This window comes from Roseobacter cerffii, from assembly GCF_054226325.1.
Window position 1 is genome coordinate 1,491,504 of sequence record NZ_CM135757.1, and the last position, 26,032, is coordinate 1,517,535.

The 26,032-nt window shown below is 61.9% G+C and carries 27 protein-coding genes; 12 read left to right on the top strand and 15 right to left on the bottom strand.

Annotation, left to right across the window (positions count from 1 at the left end):
- The first annotated feature begins 227 nt into the window (after positions 1–227).
- Entirely contained in the window at positions 228–1,049 is an 822-nt protein-coding gene (locus ACVC7O_RS07310) for a YHYH protein (protein ID WP_458325424.1), read from the top strand.
- Between the two features lie 354 nt (positions 1,050–1,403).
- On the opposite strand, the gene ACVC7O_RS07315 is transcribed toward ACVC7O_RS07310, so the two are convergent.
- The 3 genes from ACVC7O_RS07315 to ACVC7O_RS07325 form a co-directional block, all read right to left on the bottom strand.
- The gene (locus ACVC7O_RS07315; protein WP_458325425.1) at positions 1,404–2,372 is read right to left on the bottom strand and encodes an alpha/beta hydrolase family protein; all 969 of its coding nucleotides are present in this window, start codon (positions 2,370–2,372) and stop codon (positions 1,404–1,406) included.
- Between the two features lie 96 nt (positions 2,373–2,468).
- On the bottom strand, positions 2,469–2,687 hold the full coding sequence (locus ACVC7O_RS07320) for a hypothetical protein (RefSeq protein WP_458325426.1): 219 nt from the start codon (positions 2,685–2,687) through the stop codon (positions 2,469–2,471).
- A 417-nt stretch (positions 2,688–3,104) separates the two neighbouring features.
- The gene (locus ACVC7O_RS07325; RefSeq protein WP_458325427.1) at positions 3,105–3,935 is read right to left on the bottom strand and encodes an alpha/beta fold hydrolase; all 831 of its coding nucleotides are present in this window, start codon (positions 3,933–3,935) and stop codon (positions 3,105–3,107) included.
- Between the two features lie 106 nt (positions 3,936–4,041).
- Between ACVC7O_RS07325 and ACVC7O_RS07330 the strand changes: the two genes are divergently transcribed.
- Positions 4,042–5,130, top strand: a complete 1,089-nt coding sequence (locus ACVC7O_RS07330) for a GlxA family transcriptional regulator (RefSeq protein ID WP_458325428.1) — start codon at positions 4,042–4,044, stop codon at positions 5,128–5,130.
- Positions 5,131–5,343: 213 nt separating this feature from the next.
- Here ACVC7O_RS07330 and ACVC7O_RS07335 read toward each other — a convergent pair whose 3' ends face one another.
- The 7 genes from ACVC7O_RS07335 to ACVC7O_RS07365 are packed head-to-tail and all read right to left on the bottom strand — an operon-like array spanning position 5,344 to position 12,159.
- Positions 5,344–6,843: an amidohydrolase family protein gene (locus ACVC7O_RS07335; protein ID WP_458325429.1), complete on the bottom strand. Its 1,500-nt coding sequence runs from the start codon at positions 6,841–6,843 to the stop codon at positions 5,344–5,346.
- The gene (locus tag ACVC7O_RS07340) at positions 6,840–7,433 is read right to left on the bottom strand and encodes an aspartate/glutamate racemase family protein (RefSeq protein WP_458325430.1); all 594 of its coding nucleotides are present in this window, start codon (positions 7,431–7,433) and stop codon (positions 6,840–6,842) included. Before ACVC7O_RS07340 ends, ACVC7O_RS07335 begins: the two co-directional genes overlap by 4 nt.
- Positions 7,434–7,477: 44 nt before the next feature.
- The gene (locus tag ACVC7O_RS07345; protein WP_458325431.1) at positions 7,478–8,365 is read right to left on the bottom strand and encodes a polysaccharide deacetylase family protein; all 888 of its coding nucleotides are present in this window, start codon (positions 8,363–8,365) and stop codon (positions 7,478–7,480) included.
- The gene (locus tag ACVC7O_RS07350; RefSeq protein ID WP_458325432.1) at positions 8,362–9,288 is read right to left on the bottom strand and encodes a polysaccharide deacetylase family protein; all 927 of its coding nucleotides are present in this window, start codon (positions 9,286–9,288) and stop codon (positions 8,362–8,364) included. The genes ACVC7O_RS07345 and ACVC7O_RS07350 overlap by 4 nt, the downstream gene beginning before the upstream one ends.
- Positions 9,285–10,070, bottom strand: a complete 786-nt coding sequence (locus ACVC7O_RS07355) for a BtpA/SgcQ family protein (RefSeq protein ID WP_458325433.1) — start codon at positions 10,068–10,070, stop codon at positions 9,285–9,287. Before ACVC7O_RS07355 ends, ACVC7O_RS07350 begins: the two co-directional genes overlap by 4 nt.
- Positions 10,067–11,044 (bottom strand): carbohydrate kinase family protein, encoded by a 978-nt coding sequence (locus ACVC7O_RS07360; protein WP_458325434.1) that lies wholly within the window; start codon positions 11,042–11,044, stop codon positions 10,067–10,069. The genes ACVC7O_RS07355 and ACVC7O_RS07360 overlap by 4 nt, the downstream gene beginning before the upstream one ends.
- A complete protein-coding gene (locus ACVC7O_RS07365; RefSeq protein WP_458325435.1) occupies positions 11,041–12,159 on the bottom strand; it encodes an SIS domain-containing protein in 1,119 nt (372 codons plus the stop codon). The genes ACVC7O_RS07360 and ACVC7O_RS07365 overlap by 4 nt, the downstream gene beginning before the upstream one ends.
- Positions 12,160–12,260: 101 nt before the next feature.
- Between ACVC7O_RS07365 and ACVC7O_RS07370 the strand changes: the two genes are divergently transcribed.
- The 5 genes from ACVC7O_RS07370 to ACVC7O_RS07390 all read left to right on the top strand — a co-directional run bounded on the left by ACVC7O_RS07370 (position 12,261) and on the right by ACVC7O_RS07390 (position 17,077).
- Positions 12,261–13,058, top strand: a complete 798-nt coding sequence (locus ACVC7O_RS07370; protein WP_458325436.1) for a DeoR/GlpR family DNA-binding transcription regulator — start codon at positions 12,261–12,263, stop codon at positions 13,056–13,058.
- Positions 13,059–13,213: 155 nt separating this feature from the next.
- Positions 13,214–14,260, top strand: a complete 1,047-nt coding sequence (locus ACVC7O_RS07375; protein ID WP_458325437.1) for an ABC transporter substrate-binding protein — start codon at positions 13,214–13,216, stop codon at positions 14,258–14,260.
- Positions 14,260–15,339, top strand: a complete 1,080-nt coding sequence (locus ACVC7O_RS07380) for an ABC transporter ATP-binding protein (RefSeq protein ID WP_458325438.1) — start codon at positions 14,260–14,262, stop codon at positions 15,337–15,339. The genes ACVC7O_RS07375 and ACVC7O_RS07380 overlap by 1 nt, the downstream gene beginning before the upstream one ends.
- On the top strand, positions 15,336–16,265 hold the full coding sequence (locus tag ACVC7O_RS07385) for an ABC transporter permease (RefSeq protein WP_458325439.1): 930 nt from the start codon (positions 15,336–15,338) through the stop codon (positions 16,263–16,265). Before ACVC7O_RS07380 ends, ACVC7O_RS07385 begins: the two co-directional genes overlap by 4 nt.
- The gene (locus ACVC7O_RS07390; RefSeq protein WP_458325440.1) at positions 16,262–17,077 is read left to right on the top strand and encodes an ABC transporter permease; all 816 of its coding nucleotides are present in this window, start codon (positions 16,262–16,264) and stop codon (positions 17,075–17,077) included. The genes ACVC7O_RS07385 and ACVC7O_RS07390 overlap by 4 nt, the downstream gene beginning before the upstream one ends.
- A gap of 813 nt (positions 17,078–17,890) precedes the next feature.
- On the opposite strand, the gene ACVC7O_RS07395 is transcribed toward ACVC7O_RS07390, so the two are convergent.
- From ACVC7O_RS07395 to ACVC7O_RS07410, 4 genes are all read right to left on the bottom strand, one after another.
- On the bottom strand, positions 17,891–18,442 hold the full coding sequence (locus ACVC7O_RS07395) for a hypothetical protein (RefSeq protein ID WP_458325441.1): 552 nt from the start codon (positions 18,440–18,442) through the stop codon (positions 17,891–17,893).
- A gap of 100 nt (positions 18,443–18,542) precedes the next feature.
- A complete protein-coding gene (locus ACVC7O_RS07400) occupies positions 18,543–19,109 on the bottom strand; it encodes a tetratricopeptide repeat protein (RefSeq protein WP_458325442.1) in 567 nt (188 codons plus the stop codon).
- A 104-nt stretch (positions 19,110–19,213) separates the two neighbouring features.
- A complete protein-coding gene (locus ACVC7O_RS07405) occupies positions 19,214–20,041 on the bottom strand; it encodes a winged helix-turn-helix domain-containing protein (RefSeq protein WP_458325443.1) in 828 nt (275 codons plus the stop codon).
- A 216-nt stretch (positions 20,042–20,257) separates the two neighbouring features.
- Positions 20,258–20,884 carry a TetR/AcrR family transcriptional regulator gene (locus ACVC7O_RS07410; RefSeq protein ID WP_458325444.1) on the bottom strand — a complete coding sequence of 209 codons (627 nt, stop codon included), beginning with the start codon at positions 20,882–20,884 and terminating at the stop codon, positions 20,258–20,260.
- Between the two features lie 125 nt (positions 20,885–21,009).
- On the opposite strand from ACVC7O_RS07410, the gene ACVC7O_RS07415 reads away from it, so the two are divergent.
- Genes ACVC7O_RS07415 through ACVC7O_RS07435 form a run of 5 tightly spaced genes read left to right on the top strand, consistent with a single transcriptional unit; the run spans position 21,010 to position 25,448 of the window.
- Positions 21,010–22,062, top strand: coding sequence for an extracellular solute-binding protein (locus ACVC7O_RS07415; RefSeq protein WP_458325445.1), 1,053 nt, complete (start codon positions 21,010–21,012; stop codon positions 22,060–22,062).
- Positions 22,063–22,067: 5 nt separating this feature from the next.
- Positions 22,068–22,910, top strand: a complete 843-nt coding sequence (locus tag ACVC7O_RS07420) for an ABC transporter permease (protein WP_458325446.1) — start codon at positions 22,068–22,070, stop codon at positions 22,908–22,910.
- Positions 22,911–22,912: 2 nt separating this feature from the next.
- Positions 22,913–23,683, top strand: a complete 771-nt coding sequence (locus ACVC7O_RS07425; RefSeq protein WP_458326054.1) for an ABC transporter permease — start codon at positions 22,913–22,915, stop codon at positions 23,681–23,683.
- Positions 23,680–24,723: an ABC transporter ATP-binding protein gene (locus ACVC7O_RS07430; protein ID WP_458325447.1), complete on the top strand. Its 1,044-nt coding sequence runs from the start codon at positions 23,680–23,682 to the stop codon at positions 24,721–24,723. Before ACVC7O_RS07425 ends, ACVC7O_RS07430 begins: the two co-directional genes overlap by 4 nt.
- On the top strand, positions 24,720–25,448 hold the full coding sequence (locus ACVC7O_RS07435) for an MBL fold metallo-hydrolase (RefSeq protein ID WP_458325448.1): 729 nt from the start codon (positions 24,720–24,722) through the stop codon (positions 25,446–25,448). Before ACVC7O_RS07430 ends, ACVC7O_RS07435 begins: the two co-directional genes overlap by 4 nt.
- A gap of 108 nt (positions 25,449–25,556) precedes the next feature.
- Here the strand turns inward: ACVC7O_RS07435 and ACVC7O_RS07440 are convergent, their stop codons facing one another.
- Positions 25,557–25,937 carry a hypothetical protein gene (locus ACVC7O_RS07440; protein ID WP_458325449.1) on the bottom strand — a complete coding sequence of 127 codons (381 nt, stop codon included), beginning with the start codon at positions 25,935–25,937 and terminating at the stop codon, positions 25,557–25,559.
- Positions 25,938–26,032 lie beyond the last annotated feature (95 nt).

Here is a 26,032-nt window from a genome sequence, read left to right on the forward strand (position 1 = left end):
TTCCGTCGAAGATATCGGTTGAAAGAAAGCATCTCTTTTCGTTTCGAATCTCGAGGTGGCTCGTGGTCCGGATCTTTCCGGCGCTTGTTTCAGTTCACCAAAGGAATGAGCAAAGACGACCTACTGCCGCGGACTTAACGCCGATCATTTCCGGCATGTTCAAAAACAAGACGACGGAAACATGACCCACGTCCGTTTAACCAACATCGACATGTTTGGAGGTCCTCATGAAGATATTTGGCACTACGTTCGCCCTAACGCTTTTGGCTAGCGGTGCGGCTTCCGCGCATGTCATGATCACTGTGGAGGGAGATCGGCGCTGTATCACATCCGACGGTGTACCTGACCATGAAACTGGTCAGTGGCGGGAAGGAGCCATCGTGGAAGCGCAGGATCACCGCTTTTGCATGGATGCGACGCCCGAGCTGACGGATACCATCACCGATAGGGTTCGGATTTCCGGCATAACAGTAACCGGCATACCCCTGCGGCCGGGCACAGCGGAGTACTACGACGGATCGACCGAGCGTGGGTATTCACGCGACCCGTCTTCGGGGTGGAACGTCGAAGGCATAGGCGGGCTGATCATGGATGAGCAGAATGCGCATGTGGACGGTGACGGAATGTACCACTATCACGGCATCCCCTCTGCCGTGGTCGGCTCGCTTAACGGAACGCTCTTTGGTTATGCCGCGGACGGATTCGAAATCCACTACATTGGCGACAAAGCACAATCGTCCTGGCAGCTTAAAGCGGGGGAGCGCGCCTCCGGACCAGGTGGTGCCCATGACGGCACATATGTACAGGACTACGAATTTGTTGAAGGATCCGGTACGCTGGACGAATGCAACGGCGGAATCCTAAATGGACACTACGTATATTTCGCAACCGATACCTACCCGTTCTTCCCGCGTTGTTTCAGAGGAACGGTCTCCAGTGACTTCATGAACCGAGAGGGCGATCGGCCACCGCAAGGCGAAAGACCTCCGCGTGGCTATGGTGAGCGCCCCCCACGTGGAGAACGGCCTCCTATTGATGACGGCGGGTAGAATGATTTTACAGATGCGCCAAGGCGAGTTCATGATTGGGTTTTGCTGTCGCAGCGAATAGCAGGAATGTGGGCTGCGACCGCAGCGTCGCGATGACCTGCTGGATGTCTCTTTTCGGGCCGCTCTGAACCATGCATGTGGGCTCTGCCACTAGATGCCGCGCCGCATCCGAGGTCCGTGGTGAGCCCATACTTCTAAATTTCTGCAACGCGGCCAATGTCGGCTTCGCGCAGCTGCCGGATGTTTGGTTCGTTATGTATTCTAGCGGATGGCTGATGCGCCAAGCAAAGCTAAGTCGACCGAGCGCCTCTGTCGTTAAAGATCCGGAACTGAAGCTCAGCTCGACACATCCCATCACTTCAAGTCGACATAGGCATGAGCGCTGACACGGCTTTTCAGTGCGCTACAGGCGTCAGACCAGGCCCGATCATCCTCGTCAAAAGCTGACCGCAGGTAGGCCCAGGTCATGCGTTGAACAACAGCCAGGCGATCTGGGTCCTCGTCACTGGTTTCTTTGGCATCGTAGCCCGACACGCCGCCAAGCCCATGTTTTCCACCGATGAGGGTAAGCATCGCATCTGCGCCAGGGCCCTCACGGAAAGGATCCCTGTACCAATCCGCGCCGCGAGTAGTGAGATGAGTGGCGAGGTCTGCGTCCCCGGCGACCACCAGTGTTTTTGTCGTCAAATAGGAGAAGTCCGGATTCAGCGCCGAATAGTTCTCTTTCGCAGTGTCGCTAAGGCTGTCACCGCCGTTTCCCGGAGCAGCCAGTAGCACTCCGACCTTAATGCGCGGCTCGATCATGTTGACGTTTACCGCGTCGGAGTCTTTGGGATCGGTTAGACGTGCACCGAGCAACATGCCTACCGTCTGCCCGCCCAGAGAATGCCCAACCGCAGCGACTTTGCCGTGATCGAGACGTCCGGCAATGCTTGGAACCGATGCCTCAATCTCATCCAGGTGATCCAGGATCATCGATATGTCCTCAACACGCGAGCGCCAGAACAGTGGGCCATCCGGTGCGTCAGGAGCCAATCCAGCGACCTTCGAGTTCACATGGGTCGGTTGGATCACGACAAAACCATGTGCAGCATAGAGATTCGCCAAAGGGCCATAACCGTCCTTCGACGGGATATAGAGGGAAGGCCCATGTCCGTGCGACAGCAGGATAATGGGCAGATCGTGACCCGTTACCGCGGCGGTGATCCGCATTTCCAGTGGCACGCCACGATCTGGGGCCTGCAAGATCACCGGGCTGATCGAAATGGTCTGGGTTGCTTCATTGATGGGAATGCTGCTGGCATCGGTAATGAGATTGTTCATGGCACCATTTTCCTTTCTGTGCTGCGGGGTTGCGTTGGGCGAGACCTGGAGGCGCTATGAGCCCAATGCTGCCTGGGGTATCGCGATGGCAGACTTTTATTCGATACGGCCTTGTGGATCAGGGCTGTCTATGAACGTTTTCGCGGCGTCGGACCAGCCATTGTCGTCATCATAGAGCGCTCTGCGCAGATACGCTGTGCTCAGTTTCTGAACAGCGGAAACGCGCTCCGGGCTTTCGCCGGTCGTGTCGGTCACACCGTAACCTGTGATCCCGCCAAGCAGGTGTTCGCCACCAACCAGAGTGACCATAGCCATTGCAGCGGGGCTGAGGACGTAAACATCCGTAAACCAATCTGGCCCATGTGTGCTGAGCGGCGGGTCGTCTTTATGCCCTGAGACGACAAAAGCAGGCCTGGTTAGTTCCGTAACACCCGATTGGGTTCACGCCTCAACTTGGCTGAGTGTTGGCCCATTTTTCGCGTCAAGAGCTGTGGCTGCTATGTCAGAGTATAGTCAAGATACAAATTCCGACTATGATTGCCGAGGCCACGATATCCAGTGGTCCCAACGCGATGTCGCGGCTGTGCAGCCACTCGCGGTCCTGCTGTTTCTGCACGCGGGCGCAGTCGTGTGGGTGCCGATCGCACCAGGTTCTGATAGGCATTTTGTTCTCCAACTCCGCTGGGGGGGGGCACGAATGCCCTCCCAACTGATTGTTCCATTTCGATTGGCTTAGCTTTTGATGAAGTCGAGCAGATCGGCGTTCACCAGATCGGGATGCGTCGCAAAGAAGCCATGCGATAAACCCTCGTACACCTTCAAGGTTCCGTTCGGCAGCAGCTTAACCGCTTTCTCGGCGGAGTTCGCGATCGGCACGACTTGGTCGTTGTCGCCGTGCATCACAAGTGTCGGCACGTTCATCGCCTTCAAGTCCTCGGTCTGGTCGGTCTCTGAGAACACCGCAATACACTGGTAATGAGCAGAGGCGCTGCCCATCATCCCTTGGCGCCACCAGTTCTGAATCTGGCCCTGGCTGACCTCGGCACCTTCTCGGTTGAAGCCGAAGAACGGGCCCGATGGCACATCGAGGTAGAACTGCGCCCGGTTAGCGGCCAAGGCGGCGCGGAACCCATCAAAGACCTCCATTGGAATGCCATCTGGATTGGCCTCGGTCTGCAGCATCAGCGGTGGGATAGCACCGAGCAGCGCGGCCTTGGCAACCCGGCCCGGCTCTGCCTTTGCGACATAAGCCGCAACCTCGCCGCCACCCGTGGAGTGGCCGATGTGCACGGCGTTTTTCAGGTCCAGCGCTGCAGCCAGATCGACCACATCGTTGGCATAGGTCGCCATATCATGCCCCTGGTCGGTCTGGTCCGAGCGCCCGTGACCACGGCGGTCATGGGCAATCACCCGGTAGCCTTGGGCAAGAAAGAACAGCATCTGGTTGTCCCAGTCGTCGCCGCTCAGGGGCCATCCGTGGTGAAAGACGATGGGCTGTGCATCGCGCGGGCCCCAGTCTTTGTAGAAAATCTTGGTTCCGTCGCGGGTTTCAATGGTAGACATAATTGTTTCTCCTTGGTTTTGGGTCAGGGTTTGAGCCGCAAGTGCGGTGGGCATCGCAGCGAGCAACGCGGTTGCTGCACCGGTCTGCAAAACAGTGCGTCGTGTCATGTCGTTTTGGATCATGTTCATCGGGCCTCGGTTCTTGTTTCGATGGACCCAATATTGCAATCGCGCTCGCAATCAGCGATTGTCACAAATGACAAAAACAGGTGCAAAAGTGACAAAGGCGGAACAAGACTGGATCGCTGAGGTTGGCCTCCTGATTTACCCCGACTGCCAGATGTCGGCGATTTATGGCCTCACAGATTTGTTCAGGATTGCGGGCGAATGGGCCGACCGGGACGGGTCGCGAAGTGTTCGGGTATCGCATTGGCGCGCCGAGGATCAGGGACAGCCCATATGCATCTGGGATTCCGATCCAGGCCAACCCCATCGGCTTGACTACATCATCACACCGCCCAGCATCGTGATGCCGAACAAGATGCAGTCGATGTCGGACGAAGCTGAGTGGCTGCGCGCGCAACACAATGAGGGCAGCCGGGTGTGCTCGATCTGTGCCGGAGCGTTCGTTCTGGCCGAAAGTGGTTTGCTGCACGGCAGGCGGGTCACGACCCATTGGGCCTTCGCCAAACAACTCGCCGAGCGTCACGCGGACATCGAGGTCGCTGACCGAAATCTAGTGCTGGATGATGGGGACGTGATTTCAGCGGGCGGCATGCTTGCCTGGACCGATCTTGGGCTGACCCTGGTCGAACGCTTCTTCGGGCGAAGCACGATGCTCTCTACCGCGCGATTTCTGGTCGTTCAGCCGCCGCGTGCCTCGCAACTCCCGTTCACCGAATTTGTCCCCGATTTCGATCACGCAGACGCGGCGATCCGGCGGGTTCAGCACCACATCCACGCCGACCTGACCGCACCGTTGAACCTGAGCGATCTCGCCGAGGTTGCAAGTCTCGGCAAGCGAACTTTCATGCGCCGGTTTGCCCAAGCCACGTCGCTCAACCCGACTGAGTACATTCAACAGGCGCGCGTCGCCAAAGCCAGGGGCATCCTGGAGCTTACCAACCGCCCATTGGACCAAATTGCATGGGAGGTCGGCTACAAAGATCCGTCCGCGTTCAGTAAGATATTCCAGCGCATCTCGGGCATAACGGCCTCAGAGTACCGTCATCAATTCGGTGTTGCACTAGGCTAAACTTGGTCGGTCCGAGAAACATGGCTGAGCGGCCATTGGGGCCGCAGACTGTGGTTTCCGTTCGTTCGAGATTTTGCACTTGCAGCGAATGGCGGCTCTGATGGGCCGCGCCGCAGCACCTTGACCCATTGGTCAACGGCAGGAATGGGCAGTCATGATAGGTTCGGATCACCAGACATTTAGGGCAACATTTTTTGGGCCGGTCGAGGCGCCTTAAAGTGGATCGAACCAGCCCTGGTAGAACTGCCTGACTGGCGGAATGAGATCCCGCGCGAGGCGCCGCATGGCCGCTTCGTCAGGCGTGTCGGGCCGCGCCAATACTACCTTGATCGCCGCATGAACCGCCGCCCGATCGACCCCCGGGAAGCGGCCCTCGTGGTATATCGTCCGCCCGCCGACCAGCACGGTCTCAACTGCGTTGGGCTTGGCGCGCCGAACCAACACGTCGATGATCGGCATCGATGGGTCCTGCCATGGCCGCGTCACCGCTTCCCAGTCTAGAAGCACGATGTCAGCAAGCATTCCAGGCGCCAGTCGCCCAATCCGGCCAGTGAAGGGTGTCGTGGCCGCGCCGTGCTCTGTCGCCATCCGCAGAACCTGCGCGGCGGTGGGGCAGGGCGCGTCGTGTCCAGGAGGGCGATGCAGCGTCAGAGCGAGCCGCATCTCCTGCAACATGTCGCGGTCGTCGTTGATCCCCGCCTCGTCGATGCCAAGCGCAACAGGTACGCCAGAGGCCAGGAAGGCGTTGAGATCCGCTTTGCCGCTTTTCAGGCGCAGGTTGGACGAGCAGTTGTGACAGAGACAGGCGCCCCGTTCGGCTGCAAGTTGCAGGTCCTTCTCGGTCATCCAGACACTATGTCCCAATGTCGTTTTTGGGCCGAGCAATCCGTAGCTGTCGAGATGCGCAAGGGCCGAGCCACCCGTGCGCCGCTGCGCGTATTCCATCTGATATGGCGTCTCCAACAGGTGGAGATGCATGGGCGCGCTGGTCTCCTCTGCCATGCGGGCCGCACTTTCCAGAGCCGCGTCGGAAAGCCAATGCAGGTTCGAAGGTGCTATCTGGATCGCGGCTAGCGGCTCCTCCGCCCAAGTCTCACTCAAAGCGTGGAACACCGCGATCTGATCGGCCAGCGGCATCGCGAAAGCGCTCAGATATTGCGCCGTGGGTGCGCGGAGCGGTTCGGGAAGGGAGGCCACAAAAGCTTCGTCATCGCCATAGACCAGTCTGTTCTGGTCCCGCAGCGCGAAGGAATAGCTGACCCGCATTCCCAATTCGCGATAGGCACCCAGGATGGCACCCGCCCGGGCGCAGACCGCATCCACATCGCCCGGGGCGCGGCTGTGAAGGTGCTGCACGGTCGTCACGCCCGACGCAACCATCTCGAAGGCCGAAAAGAGGGTGTCCAACCGCGGATCGAGGTCGCGTATGGCCAAGCGCTCGGGGAACCACAGCTCCAGCGGTTGGTCGCGGGCCCCCATCTGGAACGGCGTCAGACCAACATGATGGTGGGCGTTGATGAGGCCCGGGATCGCCACGCGCCCCTTTCCGCCGATCCGATCCGTGTTTGGGTGAGCACGGGCGAGTTCAGCGACAGGACCGATCGCGGCGATGGTTTCACCGTCGATCAGAACAGCGGCATCGTCGAGGATGACCGGCGTGCCGCCCTGCGTGAAACCCGTCACGACGTGATCGGCATGAACGAGACGGGTCATTGTGCGGCCCTCCGGGCAAGGCGCGCGCGGGTCAGGCGCAGCGCTGCAGGGATCGGCTCGATCAGCGGGACAGGGGCGTCGCGCGCGATGGCGCGTGCGGCAACGGCGAGCGGGCCGCCTCCGATAACCACGACCTCTGCCCCGCCTTCGGCCGCGCGGCGGCAAGTAGCGAGGAGCGCCTTCCGCAATGCGCGTGGGGTGGCGTGGAGCAGCACCGGAGCGCCCTCTGTGATCCAGGTGCCTGCGAAGTCCGCTAGCCCGAGCGATCTGGCTGTGGCTGCAATATGCTGGGTCAGGTTGAGCGTTGTGGTGACCACGGCGACGCGGCCTAGGGCAGATGCCTCTCGCAAGCTCGCCTCTGCAATTCCAGTGACGGGCACCTTTAGCCTTCTGCGTAGGGCATCGCGACCCGGATCGCCGAAGGCGGCCACAATCACGGCCCGGTCAGTTCTTAGATGTGGGCCGAGGTGCTTAACCGCCCGCGCGGCGCGGTCGAGCGCGCGCGGCTCAGTGATGAGCGGCACACCGAAAGGTGCCGTGACCCCGCGCAGTGCCAAGTCGGGCGCTGTGGCCTGAGCAACGCGCAGCATGGCCGCAGTGGTCGCTCGGGACGTGTTGGGGTTCACCATAGCGATCATACGGGGTAGGCGGCATCGAAGGCGCGCGCGATCTCGCCGCGCCGCGCAAGCCAAAGCCGGTCGCGCCGCGCGTCGAGCAAGGCGAGGATGCGCTCAAAAGCCGGAAAGCGTCCGGGACGGCCGACGATCCGCAAGTGAAAGCCGATGTTGAGCAGGCGCGGCAGGCCGCGTGCCGCCTCGGCCTCCAGCACATCGAGCGCGTCCGTGACATAAGCGACCATATCGTCGGCGTGGACGAAGCCATTGGGGTGAAAGAACTTCATATCGTTTGCATCGAGCGCGTAGGGCACGACGATCAGCCCCGACGGGCACCGATAGGGCAGGTCGTCGTCGAAACCGTTGGAGGTATAGAGATAGCCGCGCTCTGCCAGAAGGGCGCGGGTCCAGAGGCTTTCGGCGCCGCGGCAGAAGAATCCCTGTGGCCTGGCACCGGTAGCTGCTTCAATAGCAGCGTTGGTGCGGTCGAGGTCGGCGGCCTCGGCTTCCGGGGTATCGTATTCCGCGTGGGGGCGCCAGAGCCAGCCGTGGCTGGCGGTCTCGTGCCCGTCCTTGGCCAGCATTTCGAGCACCGGTGCTGCGCGCTCGGCAGCGCGCCCGCAGGCGAAGAGCGTGGCGGGGATGGTGTGGCGACGAAGCGCATCCGCCATTCGCCATGCACCAGCGCGGGTGCCATAAGCGAAGATCTGGGCCTGACCCGGATCCGGGCGGCCTTTCGGCACGACAGAGAGGACTTCCCCGATCCGCTCGCTGACCGGATCGCCATCGCTCACCTGACGCTCCGCACCCTCTTCAAAATTGACGACGACCGATACGGCTAAGCGGTTGCCGTCGGGCCAGGTCAGGTCGGGCCAGGCGCCCCCATAGCCGATCAGATCCCGGCTCATGAAGCGAAGTCCGCAGGGGCTGGTCGCGGGCTCCAGTCGGGCAAGCCAGTGGCGTGCCGCCAGGCCCGGGCAATCTGGGCTCGCGTCGCGATCCAAGCATCCGTTCCGGCGATATGATCGAGGAACGCTTCCAACCCGCCGATCCGGGCGGGCCGCCCGATGATCCGCGCGTGCAAACCGATCGAGAGCATACGTGGCGCATCGCGCGCCTCCATCAAAAGCCGGTCGAACCCGGCGATGCAGTAGCGCGCGAAATCCTCCGCAAAGACAAAGCCGCCGTTATTGTAGAAGCGCATGTCGTTGGTGTCGAAAGCATAAGGAAGGACGATGTGGGGCCCCGTGGCCGTCTCGACCGCATAGGGGATGTCGTCGTTGTATGCGTTTGAATCGTAAAGAAACCCGCCCTGTTCAATCAGCAAATCGCGGGTCCGTGGTGAGGTTGCGGAGCGGGTGTGCCAACCGAGCGGCGGTGTTCCGGCGGTGCGGGTGATGGTGTCTACCGTGCGGGCGATGACGCACCGCTCGGTCGCCTCGTCCATGCCCGCGTGTCGCTCCCACCGCCAACCATGGGCCGCGACCTCGTGGCCATCGGCGACAGCCTCAGCGGCGATCCAGGGCGTCGCTTCCAGAGCGCGACCACACGCGTTGAGCGTTGCGGGAAAGCCGTGTTCCGCAAGTGCGGCGCGGATGCGCGGCCAACCAGCGCGGGGACCATACTCGAAGTGGCTTTCCATACAAGGGTCGGGAGCATCCTCGACGCGCTCGACGGCCTCGTAGATAGGCTCGTTGCGCGCGTCGCCGGCGGTGAGCGACAGCTCCGCACCTTCCTCGATGTTAACGACGAGGGAGACGGCCAGACCGGCGCCATTCGGCCATCGGACCGGTGGTGGCGCGCCGCGATAGCCGGCGAAATCGCGGCTCATTGAGCGCCCCTGGCGGCGTCTATGAAGCGACGGCAAAGATCGGCGTCCCAGCGGATAAGGTCAGCGGGGCTCGCACCTTTCCGCATCAGCGCACTGGAGATGACAGCACCGTCTGCGGTGGCGAGGGCCTCGGCGACGTTCTCTGCTGTGACACCGCCGCCGACTAGGATGGGGCGGCGGATGCCCTCGGCGCGGACGGCGTCGATCCGGGCGATGCTGTCAGCAAAGTTGGAGCCGGTGATGACCAGACCGTCGGCTCCCGCCTTCAGGGCCCAGCCCGCGGCCGTCGGTTGGTCTTCGTCGGAGAGAGGTAGCACCGTGCGGTCATGGACGTCGGCAAGGATGGCGACACTGTCTGCGCGCAGAGCGGCGCGGTACGCAACGGTTTCCGCGCCAAGCGCTTGGCGCGTGCCTTCGGCACCGATGGCACTGCCGACGAAGACCTTTAGGCGTACGAAAGACGCCCCCGAGGCCTGCGCCACGGTCACCGCCGCGGTCGGGTCATGCGCCTCGATGATAATGCCGAGGCCCAGGTTTGGGAACTCAGCGCGGATCAGCCGTGCCAGCGCCGCCATGCGGGCAACGGTCTCAGAGCCGGCAGGACCGGTCGTCCGCGTTTGATCCTGAAGCTTGATCCAAGGAACCGCGGCCTCGGCGAAGACACGGGCATTTGCGATGGCGTACTCCTCGTACCAAGCCTGTGAGCGGTCGCGGTTCAGGCGGAAATCGGGTAGATGCAGCGCGGCAATGATAGGTTTCGACCCGGCGAAGAGATCTGTCATGCGATCACCACTTCCGAAAGGGTTCCGTCTGCGCCGAAGCATTCAACAACCCGCGCGGCAGCCTGAGCGCCTATCTGTGCTGCGCGCATCGGGTCGCCCGTACGGGTCAGCCCAGCGAGAAAGCCGCCGCAGAACGCATCGCCTGCGCCGGTCGGGTCCAAGGTGCGTGCTGCGGCTGCGGGAAGCATATGTGCTGAGGCTGTCGCTCGGTTCCAAAGGAGCACACCGGCGGGGCCGAGCTTGACTGCAACAGCGCCGGGACAGATGTCGGCCAAGACCGCGAGTGCATCAGCAGGGGACGCGCCGGACACAAGCGCGCGTACCTCTACTTCGGAAGGGAGAAACGCATCGAGCACGCCGAGGATATCGGCGATGGCCTCGAGCGGCAGTCCGGAAAGATGGGCTCCCGGGTCTGCAGTGATCCTCGCACCCTTTGGGCTGAAAAGCGCGATCATCTCTCGCATGACATCGAGACCGCTGGGTGCTAGGTGAACACCGCGGGCGTCGAGCCATGCTTGGGGGACTTGGTCCGCGCGCAGCGGGTGGATCTGACGAAATTCGGAATAGCCCGTCTCGGCCGGGCGCGCCGCAAGCGTTTCTTGCCAGCGCGCGGCCTGAGTGGGGGTCAGCCGGTCTGTGCGAAAGCCGGCCTCGGACAGGGCAGCGGCCGGCGCGGTCAAGCCTTCCTGGCGGCGGCCCTCAGCATCGTAGAGAAACCAAGATCCGGCGGTGAGCTGTCCTTCGGAAAAGACGACGCCGCCGAGGTCCACGCCGCCTGCCTCCAACCGGCGCAATGTCTTCTGCGGATAGCTTGCCACCGCGTGGCTGACCAAGCCGACCCGGTCCACGAGGCTGAGGGCGCCAACCGCGGCATAGGCACCGTTGCCACCGGCCCGGTCGAGTGCCACCGTGCCATCCGCGGCAACGACATTATCGACGGTCAGCCCGCCGACAGTGACAAGCTCCGGTGTCACGCCGGCACGCCAAGCCGCGGCGGGCCAAACCCGAGCGCGTCTCGTTCCATCGCCGCGTGGTAGCCGAAGAGATGCAGCGGTACGGAGTAGACAATGGGCGCCGTCTCTGGTGCGACTTTGGGCAGGTGCCAGGCGACATCCGCCAATTCGGCGATCTCAGTCTCTCCCTCGGGAACAAGCGCCACGCAAAACCCGTCAACGCCGCGTGACATGACCGTTGTTTCAACCGCGCGCGCATGGCTTGCGGAATCGCCTGCCACGATGAACATCGGGTCACCCGCTTTCTGGCTACGATAGTGGTGATACTCCTCGAGCGGGAAAGCATAGGCGTGGATCGGGGCCAGTTCGCGCAGCTTCGCCGTACCGAACTCCGCCGGGGCATAGAATGGCCCCGCCCCGGTCATGAGGATGAGATCGGCGCGCGCGAGCGTTTTCGCGACGGACTTGGCGTTGTCATAGTGGGTACGGGCGACAGCATCGACCTGATCTGGCAGAGCCGCTAGCGCGTCGGTCAAAGCCGTTGCATCACCTCCCTTGGCGGTCCGGACGCTCGCGGCCATTGCCAGCATCAGCGCCATGGCAGCGGTTGAGGATTGTGTGGGCCAGCCGCCGCGCGTCGCGCGGATATGGAGCGCGCCGGGGCACTGCTCCATCAATGGCGAGCCCAGCGTGTTCGACAGCCCAATGGTGTAGGCACCCCGCTCGGCAGCACCGGTCAACCCGTCGATCACCGGCTCGGTCTTGCCCGAACTGCTCAGGCCGATCACGACCGTCTCGGCGTCGATGGCGCCCAGGCCGTAGGTCGCAAAGTCGAAAGCCTCGATGGGCTCGCAAGGTGCGCCTAGCGCTTCTTCGATGGCGGGGCGGACGCCGTGACCCGCGATCCAGCTATCTCCGCACCCCACGGTAACGATGCGGCTGATCGTGCGGTCGGCGAGATTGCGACCGATGGTGGCAAGCGGCACCTTATTTGCGTCGAGTGTGGCGCGGATCGCCTCGCCCTGCGACATCATCTCTGTCTCGGTCAGTGCCACACGGCGGAATCGCTCCGGATCGCCAGGCGCGTCCGAGGAAGGTTCGCGGCGGATCTCAATCAGTCTTTGCTCTATGCTCATGGTCATCTCCAGAAAGGGGTGCGGAAAGGTCGTGCATTTCCGAGTTTCTTTCGATATCTGTCATTCTTAAGAAAAACGCAAGTCAAAGGCAAAAAGATAAGATGGAAGATGCGCTCGACGCCCCGCTCCCAAAGCGTCACAGAAGGATATTGGAGATCATCGCGCAGGATCGTTCTGCCGAGGTCGCGACCCTGTCGGAGGCGCTCGGCGTTTCAGCGGTCACGATTCGCTCTGATCTGGATATCTTGGATCGACGGATGCTCCTGCGCCGCGTGCGGGGTGGGGCGGTTGCGGTTGAGTCTGCGCGGTTCGAGCGTCCGGTCGACCTGCCGGGCCGGAACTTTACGGATGAAAAGGCACGCATCGGTGCCGCAGCGGCGGCCAAGGTGCGTGATGGCGAGACGATCATCCTCGACGCAGGCACCACCACGCTCGCCATGGCGATGGCGCTGCCCGAAGGGCTAACGGATGTGATGGTCATAACGTCCAGCCTGGATATCGCCATCGAACTGGAGGAGCATAGCGGTATCACCGTCGTTGTTACGGGTGGAACGCTCAAGAAATCCGGGCGAAACAAGCGGTCCCGCTCTTTGATCCCGCCGCTCGCGGGCCTGCTGCTGGAGAGCTTGAATGCGGATTGCGCCTATCTCTGCTGCGCCGGGGTGGACGCATCGCGCGGCTTTACAAATGCACATCCCGAGGAGGCGGAGGTTAAACGGGCGATGATCGCGGCGGCGCGTCGGTCTGTAATGCTGGCCGATCATGGCAAGATCGGCCACGTGGCCGGAGCCCGGATCGCGCCCATACGCGACATCGCTGCTCTGATCACTGATCGCGGCGCACCGGCTGCCGATATCGCGGCGCTAGAGGCTGCTAGCGTGACCGTAACACGTGCCTGAAGGCACTCGAATGATGCCCTGTGCCTGAAAATTGAGCAAGTCCACGCAGAGAGCGCACACTTTCTAAATTTTATCTTGAAGTTGTTTTCGAAAGTACTTTGTTCATAATTGAAGTCGTTCAAGCGGCGGTCAACAACGAAACAGGGAATTTTTTTATGAAACTGACACGAAGAAGCGTCGTGGTGGGGCTCGCGGCCACCACCGCACTCGCCAGCCCCGCCGTCCTGCGCGCCGCAACGCGCGAGCTAGTCATGACCGGCTACGGCAACGATTCCGACGCGCCACTGATCGCTGCCGGTGAAGAGCTTGCGCGCCGCAATCCGGGTGTCTCACTCACGATCATCGGCGGTCTGTCTGCAGAGGCGCTGGCACAGATCAAGGCCGCGCGGGGCAACTCGCCCTATGATCTGGGCGTCATGGGCTCTCCGGCTATCGTCAACGCGATGGCCGAAGAAGTGCTCGTCCCACTCGACTTTTCGCAGATCCCGAATGCGGTAAACGTGATTGAGAAGTTTCCAGGATATGGATACGACGTGGGCCAGCCGATCTGGTTCGAGGGTATCGGTGTTGCCTATGACAGCACCCGCGTAGACACGCCGCCCACGACTTGGGAAGAGCTTTGGTCCGGCGACTTCAACGGCCGCATCGGCATGTGCCGTCCGCAGTCGAACCTCGGGCTCGGCGTGCTGGCCGCGACCGCCGAAGCCTTTGGGATGCCCCAGGACGACATGACCTTCGCGTTGGAGAAATGGTCGGAGCTTGATCCGCTTGTCGGCCGCTCGCCACCGCTGCTCCAGCAGATGATCGAACGGGGCGAGGTCGATCTCGCACCGCTGTGGCATGTGAACGCCGCGCTTGCGGCCTCATCCGGTTTGCCTATTGGTTATACCAAGTTGACTGAGCCCGGCCCTCTGATGCTGCCGACGAATATCGTGCAGTTCATCAACACGCCCGACGGCACCGCCGATTTGGTGCATGAGTTCACGGATATCTTGTTGTCGCCGGAGATCCAGTCCATGGCCAACAGCGCGCCTATCTACTTCGGTACGGTAGTTGAGGGTGTGGAGACACCGCAAGAGGCCGCGCCCTACGTGCCGTCAACGCCGGAAGAGCTGGCGACGACCACCTCGCTCGAATGGCCAAGCTTTGCACCTTTGCGCGGCGAGACGGTTGAGACCTTCGACCGAATGTTCGCAGCGTAATGATTCACGCAACCTGCGGATCCGTTTCGGATTCAGATATCGCCGCCCCGGTCGTTCGGATCGGGGCGGTGTCGAAACGGTTCGGCGACACGACCGTCCTGCACGACTGCGTGCTCGACATCGCGGAAGGGGAAATCGTCACGCTGCTCGGTGCATCCGGGTGCGGCAAGACCACGTTGCTGCGCTGTGTCGCGGGATTTCTGGACCCGGATGCCGGCACGATCGCCATTGACGGGCGCGCAATGGCCGATGTGGCCGTTAATCGCCGGCCCGTCGGCGTGGTGTTTCAGAGCTATGCTCTTTTCCCCCACCTCACGGTCGCGAAGAATGTCGGCTACGGTCTCCGTATGCGCGGGATGCCCCAAGCCGAAATTGCCAAACGAGTCGCGCGGGCACTCGACACCGTCTCGCTCAGCGACTTTGCCGATCGCTATCCGGCGCAGCTCTCGGGTGGGCAGCAACAGCGGGTCGCCGTCGCGCGTGTGCTCGTGCTCGAGCCGCGCGTCTTGCTTTTGGACGAACCCTTCAGCGCGCTTGACGCGAAGCTGCGCGCGGGGATGCAAGTGGAGTTGCGGCAACTCATCAAACGTCTGGGGCTCACCGCTATATTCGTCACCCATGACCAGGAAGAGGCGCTGACGATGTCGGACCGGATTGCCGTTATGCGTGATGGCCGGATCGAACAGGTCGGCCCGCCAGATACTGTGTTCGACCGCCCTGCCACCGCCTATGTCGCCGATTTTGTCGGATCATCGAATTTCTGGGACGCGCAGGCCGAAGGTGGCCATGTGCGCCTGCCCGACGGTCAATCTGTCCCGACCACGCTCAACGGTGCTGTCCGCGTGATGGCGCGACCACATAACCTGGTGCTCGCGCCGGAAGAGGCCGGGAGTTGGTGCGGGCGCGTGGCCTTCCACCGGACAGTCGGCGCACTGATCGAATACCATATCGAGATCGCCGACGGCACGACGCTCCAAGTCGCCGCGATGCGCCAAGAGCGTGCGCGTACGCTGCGCGACGGTGCCGCGGTCAGCCTATCCGTCATCGATCCGAGCTACTGTTCAGTCTACCCGGCATGACCGCCATCGCCGACATTCCCGCGCCCAGATCCGGCCTGATCGATCAGACCCTCGACAAGCTGCTCTCGGGCCGCGGCATCTGGCCAGCCGTACCTGCCATCGTCGTTTTGGTCGTTGTCGCCGTGATCCCTTTCGCGATCCTGCTGTCGCTCGGTTTCTCCGATGTGGAGGTCGAACGCGGCGCCATTGTCTCGCAGGAGTTTACGCTCACCCATCTCGCGGGCGCTCTGACAGACCCGCTCTACTGGATCACCTTCCAGCGCTCGCTGAGCCTCGCTCTCACCACGACAGCACTCTGCTTGCTCCTCGGCTATCCGGTCGCCTATATGTTCGTGATCGGTGGGAAATGGGCGCGGCGCGCGATCCTGATCCTGACCATCGCGCCACTGCTGACTTCGGGGATCGTGCGGACCTATGCCTGGCTTGTAATCCTGGGCGGGCGAGGTGTGGTGAATTCGACGCTGATGAACCTCGGTCTGATCGACCAGCCGCTCCGCATCATGAACACCCATTGGGCGGTGCTTATCGGCATGGTTCAAATCCATCTCCCCGTGATGATCCTGCCGCTGATCGCGGTGATGGCCCGTCACGATGGCGGCCTGCTGGAGGCTTCGGCTAACTTGGGTGCCTCGCGCCTCGACACGCTGCGCACCGTGATCCTGCCGCTCAGCGCGCCGGGGATCGGGACGGGAGCCGCGCTTGTCTTCACGCTCAGCTACACGACCTTCGTCGTGCCGCAGCTTTTGGGTGGCGGCAATTACCTGAACGCCGCGACCATGGTTTATGAGCAGGTCGTCTTCTCGCTCGATTGGTCCAAGGGGTCGGTAAGCTCGCTGATCCTGATGGCGACGTGCCTGCTCGTGCTGGTATCCATCGCATTGCTGACCAATCTGGCCACGCGCTGGACGAAAGGGCGCGAGAGATGAGGGCGCTGAGTAAGTCTTCCTTAAGCGACATCCTCGGTATCGGCCTCATCCTTGCCGTCGCCGTTTTGTCGCTCCTTCTTCTGGTGGCGCCGTCGATCGTCGTGCTCATCATCTCCTTCGACACGAGGGCCTTCGTCAGCTTCCCGCCCGAGGGTTTCACCCTGCGATGGTACGCTGAGGTGTTCGAGCAGGGCGAACTGGTCGGCGCGATGTGGACCTCGCTCAAGGTGGGTCTGATGGTGACGCTGCTGTGCATCGCACTCGGTGTGCCGACGGCCTTGGCCTGCGTGCGCGGGCGGTTCAGGGGAACGACAGCGCTGTCGGTCTTCGTGCTGCTGCCGCATATGGTGCCCGGCATCGTGCTTGGCGTCGCCGTCCTGTTTGCCGGTGCATTGATTGGGGTGTCGCCGTCGATCTGGCTTCAGGCGATCTCCATCGCGGTCTTCGTCATGGCGGTGATGGTGCGCACCGTTCAGAGCCGCCTGATGAGGTTGGATTCCGCGCTGGAGGAGGCGGCAACCAATCTCGGCGCTACCTCCTTCCAAGCGCTGCGGACCATCACCTTCCCGCTTCTCCTGCCGGCGATCCTCGCGGGCGCAGTTTTCACCTTCGTGGAAGGGTTCGACAATCTTTCGGTCGCGATCTTCACCCACGGCTTCCGGGATCGCCCACTTCCTGTGGAGTTGTTGGCGCTCGTCCAATACACCAGCACGCCGCTAGTGGCCGCAGTCTCCGGTGTGCAGATCCTGCTGGCAATCCTTGCCTTGGCCATCGTGGCCCGGACGATCGGGTTGGATGGTGTGAACGAATAGGCAGTACAGAATGTTCGCTGACCGGAACATCCAACAATATGGCCTCGTGCGACCCCCATACAGCGAACGTTGAATTCGTGATCGCGAGTGGCCACAAGGTCCGCATTGCCGACCGTGGGCGATATCTCCACTCCCGGTCGCAGTTAACTTTTGGTCAGTGACTTTGGACTGAGGCTTCGGCATCCGTGACCATTGCCTTCCTTTGGCCCTACCGTGCTCCTACGGGTGCCCTAGCCGGAACGTCTAGAGAGCCGAGATTCTGGTATAGCGCAGGTTCGCGCGCACGAGACGGTCTTGATAGTATTCACCATTGAAACTGCAGCTATTTTGCCGATTCTGATTATAGCTCTTCGCCCTCAATTCGTTACTTTGATGAGGCGTTTTTTTTGAGGTATAGGACTGCTTATCTGAGCTATTTTGTATCTTTTACAACAGGTTAGTTTGATAGTGCGACCGACACCTCCTCCGCCAAGAAGATGCAGGTCCGTGCTGTCCGACTTCCAAATCCCGATGCTTTCCATGATCGCCGTGCACGTTGGTACGCTGTGGCTGGCATTTTCCGGATGTAAACCCGCATGAAGTACCGCATACCACGGGCCAGATTGCGGAGGATTTTCGTCGGCTGCAAACAGCGAAGGCGTCGTGGGTCGCACGGCAGCCTGAGAGTTGCTGATCAGATGCGTTTGGTCACAGCCCGGGCCAAGTGAAGGCCTGACTTACGTCCCACGTCCTCAAGAACAGGGCACTTCACCCACCAGCCGGGCTCCAAATTTGCCGACGCCGGGTGTTCAGCGCGCGACCCCGCCTGTTCCATCACCCCGGAATGATGGGTTGTACCGGCTGATCCTGCGCTTGCATGAGGGCTTCGAACTCGGGCAGGCCGAGAGTGCCCAGGGTTTCGCCATTTGGCCCGAGGATTTCATAGATCACCCCATCGGTGCCCTTGTTGCTGAACCAGGCGATGCAGTCTTCATCGCCGCCGCCTTCGGTATGCGGTGTGCCACCGGCCGACTTCTGGACAAAGCTGGCGGTGGGGCGGATTTCGGTCAGTTCACCCTCTGCGTTGTAGAGACGCAGCTCGCCCTGAATGATGAACGTGCTGTAATCCGCATGGTGCTTGTGCAGCACAACCCTTTGATTGGCCGAGAACTTCAGCAACAAGTCCACGACTTTGAGCTCTCGGTCCACGTTCAGCACATGGTACCAGAGGTGGTCGATGCCTTCGAGGGTGTTCCATTTCACGTTGGATTGGTCAAAGGCCGCCGCCACTTCGGAGGCGGCCTCACTGGCGTTTGCGCCCAGGACGACGGCGGTTGCAGCGGTGCCAATCGAAGCCAGGCCGTCTCGGCGTGTCAGTTTCGTCATCTCTTCCTCCCGTTGGGTCACGATATCTTTCCTGTTTTGAGCGGGCAGCGGCGCGGAGGTCCGAATTGGCCAAACGCGCCGTGATGCGGCCCTTGGTGGTTCAGAACATCGGCGCGTATTTCCAGTTGTCGGCATCGGGCGTGACTTCATCCAGATCGTAGCCAGCGCCTTGCAGGCGTCGGGCCACGTTCAACCCGTCTCTGGCGGCATCATCGACAAACTGGCGCCCCAACGCCTCGTCCTGCGCAATGCCGTAGCCGCGCATCAGGTTGATCCCATGATTGAACTTTCCGATCGGATCACCAGCCTCGGCGGCGCGGCGATCCCATTCGGCGGAGGCATCGGGGTTATACGCGCCGCCGAGGCCATTGTTTTCGAGGTGGCTCATCCAGGTCATGGCCTTTGTGATGCCCGCATCCGCGCATTTCCGGATCAGCTTTCTCGCCAGCTCGGGGTCATCTTTCTTGGTCACGTTGATCCCCAGAGAGCAGGTGACAGAGTCGATGATGCCCATCTCCAACTTGCGAACGATCATCGCCTTGCCGGTGTCGTCCGGGTTGAGGATGCCATGATCATCTTCCGCAGTGACAGGGGTGTCAGCCTGCGCCTGAACAGAGGCCGCAGCCAAAAAGAGCGTAAAGATTAGAGTTGATAGATCCGATGCCACAAGCCCCTCCCTCTCGTCTGGATGGGGTCAGCGAACCGTATCGCGGCATCGGATGTGCGAGATTTCTGCAAGCAGATTGCAAAAAATCTGCAAAAAAGGCGGGGTCAGGTGACGAGGCGGTAGCCCACCCCGTGGACCGTCTCGATCAACACCGGCCGGGACTTGTCAGGGTCGAGTTTGCGGCGCAGGTTGATGATGTGCTGATCCAACGCGCGCGAATTGGGCATGTAGTCACGCCCCCAGCCTGCGTCATAGAGCTCGTCCTTGGTGACCACCGCACCACCGCGCTCTTCCAGCACCGACAGCAGCTTCAGGTCTCTTGGGGTCAAGGAGACTTCCAACATGTCGCGTATGGCAATGTGGCGGTCGCGGATCAGTTGGAAGGCGGTCTCATGCGCTGGCGCCCGTCGCCGGAGCCAGAGGCAACCACCTGTCAGCAAGGTGCCGAGCACGGCCAGCAGGATCGCCGGGCGGTCTCTCGCTGCGTCAGAGCTCAGGGCGGCGCTGCGAAGCTGCAGCGCAGCTTCGAGCGCGGCGCGGTCATAGACAAGGCAGATTGCGGGGGTCGCGCTGCAGTAGAGAAGCTCGCGGCCGGCCATGTCGAATGGCACCCATGCGCCCTTCTCGATGCGGGTCTGAAAGGACGTCAACAGCCGTTCGGCGTCATCGGAGAATTCGTAGGGCAGGGGCGCCATCCCCTCAGATGGGGGGTATCGGCGCGCGCCATTGGCATCCCAGATCATGGTCCGGAGCAAGGACGCGTCTTCCAGCAACCGCCAGCTGATCTTGTCGGGGGTGTCCATGAGATCGGCAAGCCTCTTGGCGTCCTGCGTCGCCTTCTGCTCAGCCTTGGACCAGGGGTCCGGCAGCAAAACCGCACCGACCGCACCCAGGAAGCAGAAGACGCCAAGTATTGCCATCACGCGGACCATACTTGCCTCTATACCCGAAACTCTGCGGCAGTTTAACGGGGACGTTGGTCCCGCTTCTGGTTCGAGCCGCCGTGGCCACCGTGCGATCTGCCGTTGCGACTGCGTCGGGACCGAATTCAGCGCGGGGTCTGCGCCGCGCACCCGCAAAGACCACGGGTGACACTATCGGGTAGGGCGACAGACACACGCGGTCTCCGGACCCGTGACCCAAATCCTTTAGCGTGCGTCGATGACGGGCAGCAGCTGTGCGATCGGTTTGGTCAAGGTCGCGATCTCGGCCCGCAAGTCATCGAAGGTCATGGGCTCGTTGGTCACGAATGCGATGAAGACCTGGTTCAGGTTGTTGAAGAGCACGCGCCCCAACGCATCGGCGTCCAGGTCCGGCGCCAGTGTGCCCATGTCCTGAAACCGCCGCAAAAGCTCGCCAACCTGCGCGGCCAGCTTAGCATCAAGTGCGGCATAGCGGCGCCCATTCGGGGTGGTCGGCGCCTCGATCGAGAGTCCCAGAGCTCGGCGCCACATCTCCTTGGTCAGATAGTTCAGCGAATGATCATAATAGCAATGGGTGAGCGCCAGGATCGCGTCGCCCGGATCCGACGGTGGATTGTCGACCAGCGCCTGGCCTTCCGCCAGCACCTCCTCCACCTCCATCGTCACGACGGCGATCAGGATATCGCCCTTCGTGCCATAGTAGTTGTACACGGTGCCGACCGAGACCTCGGCCGCCTCGGCGAGGTCTTCGATTCTCACCTGTTTGTATCCATCTGCCCGAAATTTGCGCACCGCCGCGGAGAGAATGCGTTTTTCGCGGTCCGCTTTCTGTCGTTCGCGAAGCTTGGCCATTCTTGCCTTCGGAAAAATTGAATTAGATACAAATTTATAGTTGACTACAAAAAAGCGGCGTTCAACCGCTTTCTGAAAAAAGCGCTCGTGCAACGGCGCTGGGATACAACATGGGAGCATCGAAGATGATGACACGGACTTGTGCCCTTTTGGGCGGAACCGCGATGTGGCTGGTCGGCACGACAGCACAAGCGCAGGACCTCAATGCGCTGGTCTGGTGCGACCACACGGACGATGCGCTCATCAAGCCGTTTGAAGAAGAGTTCGGCGTGACCGTCAATGTGCGCGAGTACGAAGGCACCGGCGCGGCCCTTGCGCTTCTGGAGCAATCCCGCCCTGGTGACTGGGACGTGTTGGTGATCGACGGGATCGACGTGTTCCGCGCCGTAGAATCGGGGTTGCTGGCGCCGCTGCCGGACGACGCGCTGCCGGTTGCGGATTTCTTTCCCGAGGTCGTCATGGCCGAAAACAACACGCTTGACGGCGTCACCTACGCCGTGACCGAGAAATTCGGCTACAACACGATTTCCTACAATTCCGAAGCGGTGGACCCGGCGGATATGCAAGACCTGTCCACGGTCTGGTCCGACAAATACGCGGGCCGTATTTCGATCTATGACTACTACCTGCCGGTTATGGGCTTGGCCGCCATTGCGGAAGGCATCGCCACGGCGGATGTCGATGCAGGCGCGCTTGAGACGATTGAACCTGTCCTGTCCCAGATGCGGTCGAGCGCGGCTTCCGTCGCTGGCGTCGTGGCCGCGCAAACGGCGCTGGCCACTGGCGAGGTCGACATCGTGGTCGGCGGTGGTGAGTGGCTGACCGCCGTTCTGGCCGAAGAGCAGCCCGAGTTGACCTGGACCATCCCCGATCAGGGGGCGGTGCGCTGGACCCAGTCCATCGGCGTGCTCGCCGACAGCGAACAGCCCGACCTCGCGTTGGAATTCGTCAAGTATATCGTCAGCCCCGAAGGCCAGGCGCGCCTTGCGACCTCGGCCTGCTTCTGGGGCATGCCCGCGAATGCAAAGGCCGGAGAGATCCTGACCGAGGATCAGCGCGCGGTGCTGCGCTGGGACGAGCAAGCCGATTATCTTGCCCGCACCCAGCTCTACCCGGCGCCCGACGCGGATCTTGACATCGAGATGCAGGACCTCTGGCTCGACAAACTCTCGCAGTGAGCCGCGTGGCGGGGACAAGGCTCGGTTGGGGCTTTGTCGCCCCGGCGCTGCTCTGGACGCTCGCGTTCTTCATCGTGCCCTTCCTGGTGATGGGCGCGATGAGCTTTGCGACCCTGGAGGGGCGCAGCCTTGTCTGGGGGTTTCACCTCGACAATTACATCGAACTGGCCACGCGGGCGTACCTGTGGCGGGCCATTTTGGTGTCGCTTGAAATCACCCTGACGGTCACGGTTGTCTCTGTTGTGCTGGCTTATCCGCTCGCCGCCATCATCGCGTTCCGGGTGCCGCCGCGCTGGCAGCGGCTGGCCCTGCTGCTGGCGATTCTGCCCTTCTGGACCTCTTATGTGGTGCGCTCCTATGCCTGGCTGCTGGTTCTGGCGCGGGAAGGGCTGGTGAACCAGACGTTGATGACCATCGGCCTGATCGCCGAGCCGATCACGCTGGCCAACACCCGCTTTGCGACCGTGACGGGGTTTGTACATTTCTTTGTCATGCTGCTGACGCTGACGATCTATGCCAACCTTGTGCAGCTGTCGCCGAACTACCGACGGGCTGCCATGGATTTGGGGGCAAACGCGTTTCAGACCTTCCGACACGTGATCCTGCCCCTGACCTTGCCCGGGATTGCCACGGGCGCGTTTCTCACCTTCGTGCTCTGCATCGGAGATTACGTCACGCCGCAGGTTCTTGGTGGCAACAACGAGCTGACCATGCCGCAGGTCATCATGGTGCAGCTTGGCCGCCGCGCCGATTTCCCGCTGGCCTCGGCGCTTGCGATTGTCATGATGGTCATCGTGACGCTGGCCTATCTGGCCAGCGCCCGCTGGCTCAAGCTGGACCGGGTGTGACGATGCGCGCCGCGGCATGGCTTTACCTCGCTCTCGCCTTCGGGTTCATCTATCTGCCGGTGGGCGCGCTGGTGCTGTTTTCGTTTCAGGAGGGGACGCTGCCGGTTCCACCCTTCAACGGCCCCTCGCTGCGCTGGTATGCGGAGGTGCTGTCAGACGAGGACGTCACCAGTGCCCTTCTGAACTCGCTTGGCGTCGCGGTTGGATCTTCCGCTGTGGCCGTTTTGCTGGGCTTCTTGGCGGCCTATGGGTTGGCGCGGCATGTGCTGCCGGGCTCCGCCATCATGCGGGTGGTTCTCATCGCGCCCCTGACCGTGAGTTATCTGATCGTGGGCCTGGGCCTTCTGATCGTGCTGAATCGCAGCGGTTTTGGCCTGTCCCTGGTGACCGCCGGCATCGGGCATGTGGTGATCAACCTGCCGCTCGCCTTTGCGATCATCTACGCTTCCATGGGCGCGCAGCACGAGAACGCGGAACGCGCGGCGCGAGACCTCGGCGCAAGCGAGGCCAAGGTGGTGCTTTTGATCACCGCACCGATGCTGGCACCCGCCATCGCCGCGGCGTTCTTTTTGTCGGTCACGCTCTCCTGGGACGAGTTCATCATCGCCTTCCTGCTGACCCGGTTTGACATCACCCTCCCGGTGGAAATCTGGTCCATGCTGCGCTCCGGCCTGTCACCCCGGTTGAACGCCATTGGCAGCGTCGTGTTCCTGATCTCGGTGATGGGTGTGCTGATCCTCGAATTCACCGTCCTGCGGAGGCGCAGGTCATGACGGCCTCGGTCCGGCTTGAGGGGCTGAACCATTGGTTCGAGACCTACCACGCGTTGCGCGACATATCGCTGTCGATTGAAGCGGGCGAATACGTCACGCTCTTGGGGCCGTCGGGCTGTGGAAAGACGACGCTCCTGTCTGTGCTGGGCGGCTTCATCGACCCCACCCAAGGCAGGGTCACCATTGGCGACAGCGATATGACCCATGTGGCCCCCGCCAAACGGCCCACGACGACGATGTTCCAGGACTATGCGCTGTTCCCGCATATGAGCCTGCGCGACAATGTGGCCTTCGGATTGCGCATGGCAGGTGTTGCGCGCGGCACGCGGCGGGTCCGGGCCGATGAGATGCTGGATCTCGTTGGCTTGAAGGAGGCCGGTTCGAAACGCCCGCATGAGCTGTCTGGCGGCCAGAGGCAGCGCGTGGCCCTCGCACGGGCCTTGGCGGTGGAGCCGGAGGTGCTGTTGCTTGATGAGCCGTTGGGCGCGCTCGACCTGAAGCTGCGCCGCGCCATGCAGGATGAACTCAAGGCCATCCAGCGGCATGTGGGCACGACCTTTGTGCATGTGACCCATGATCAGGAGGAGGCGATGGCGATCTCGGACCGGATTGTCGTGATGAACGCGGGCCGGATCGAAGATGTTGGCCCGCCCTCGCGCGTCTACCGCGCGCCCGCCTCACTTTTCGCCGCTGATTTCATGGGCGAGATGAACCATATCCCGGCGCAGGTAGGCCCGGAGGGGGCCCGAATCGCGTTGACGACCCTCGCCGTGACTGACCAGCGGCCCGGTGCGGCAACGGTTTGCATCAGGCCCGAAGCGTTGCGGCACGACGGCCAAGGCATTGCCTTGGGAGCGGCCACGGTGCGTGACGCCACCTTTTTCGGAACCCACACCCGTGCTCATGTCATCCCCGCCGCGGCGCCCGACATGCTTCTGGTTGCGCATTTCCCGCCAGGTGATGTTCCTGACAAGGGGATGGTGCTGCGGCTCTCCGTCCTGCCCGATGATATTCAGATCTTCACACAGGAGGCCGCATGAAACGCGCAGCACCGCAGGATTGGTACCGCATTCAACGCTTGAGCGACGATGTCACGCTGATCGACGAGCCCCACATCCAGCCCTTCTATCGCTGCAATATCTGGCACGTGCGGGGGCGCGACCGGGACATGCTGGTCGATAGTGGCATGGGCGTTGTGTCCTTGCGCGAATGGGTGCCTCTGGTGAGCGAGCGGGCGCTGACCGCCGTCGCCAGCCACACACATTTCGATCACATCGGATGCCACCACGAGTTCGACGACCGCGCCGTGCATCGTGCGGAGGCGGACATCCTTGCCTCGCCGACCCGCAGCGCCACGCTCGCGGAACCCTACGTGACCGATGAGATCTTCGATGTGTTGCCGCCACAACCCTACGTCTCTGCCGACTATTCGGTGAAGGGGGCGGGGCCGACGCGGCTGCTTGAGGATGGCGATGTGATCGACCTCGGCGATCGGCATTTCGAAGTGATCCACACGCCCGGGCACTCTCCGGGAGGCATTGCGCTGTGGGACGCGGACAGCGGCATCCTCTTCTCGGGCGACATCGTCTACGACGGCCCGCTCATCGAGGACACCTACCATTCGGACCCGCATGACTACCACGCGTCAATGGTCCGGCTCCTGGAGTTGCCCGTACGCCTCGTTCACGGCGGGCACTTCCCGAGCTACGGCGCTGATCGACACAGGACGATCATACGCGAATGGCTGGACTCCAAGGCGATTTGACCCTCGACGAGGTGTGCCATTCTTTTAGCTGCGTGGGAGGATCGCGCCATTTCACGGAAGTGGCATTTGGGCGGCCGCGCAACGTGTCGGCGCCGCACGGCCAAGGGGTCATACGAAAAGCAAGTCGAACTCAGCGTGGTCGGGACCTAACGGCGTCTCGGGATCGCGCGGCTGCGGTTCGCTAGTCGTGTTGTCATCGCACATCGGACGATGGCCCCCGTGCCGCTCTAAGCTGAGGTCAACCTCGGCTTGAGCGGCTGCATCGAAGATGAGTGGATCGTTTTCCGCTCGCGCATAGTCCGGCGTTCTCTCAGCTGTCTTGTCGCCGGACGTCGGGAACGGAAAGGGCGAATCCGGATCCCAGTCATCGGTGCTGTCGTCATCATCATCGTCGTCATTATCCGGTGCAGCGGCAGGGTTGGTGTTGTCAGTTTCAAAGAGGAAAAGGTCTTCGGAGCGAAGCTCGGTCAGGATGCTCTCAATTGTCATTTTTTGGTCTCCAAAAATTGCTTATCTGTCGGGCGCAACGCCCTGGCGCGGGCGTTTGCATTCGATGTGATTGCACTCAACGGCTCTGGTGAGGT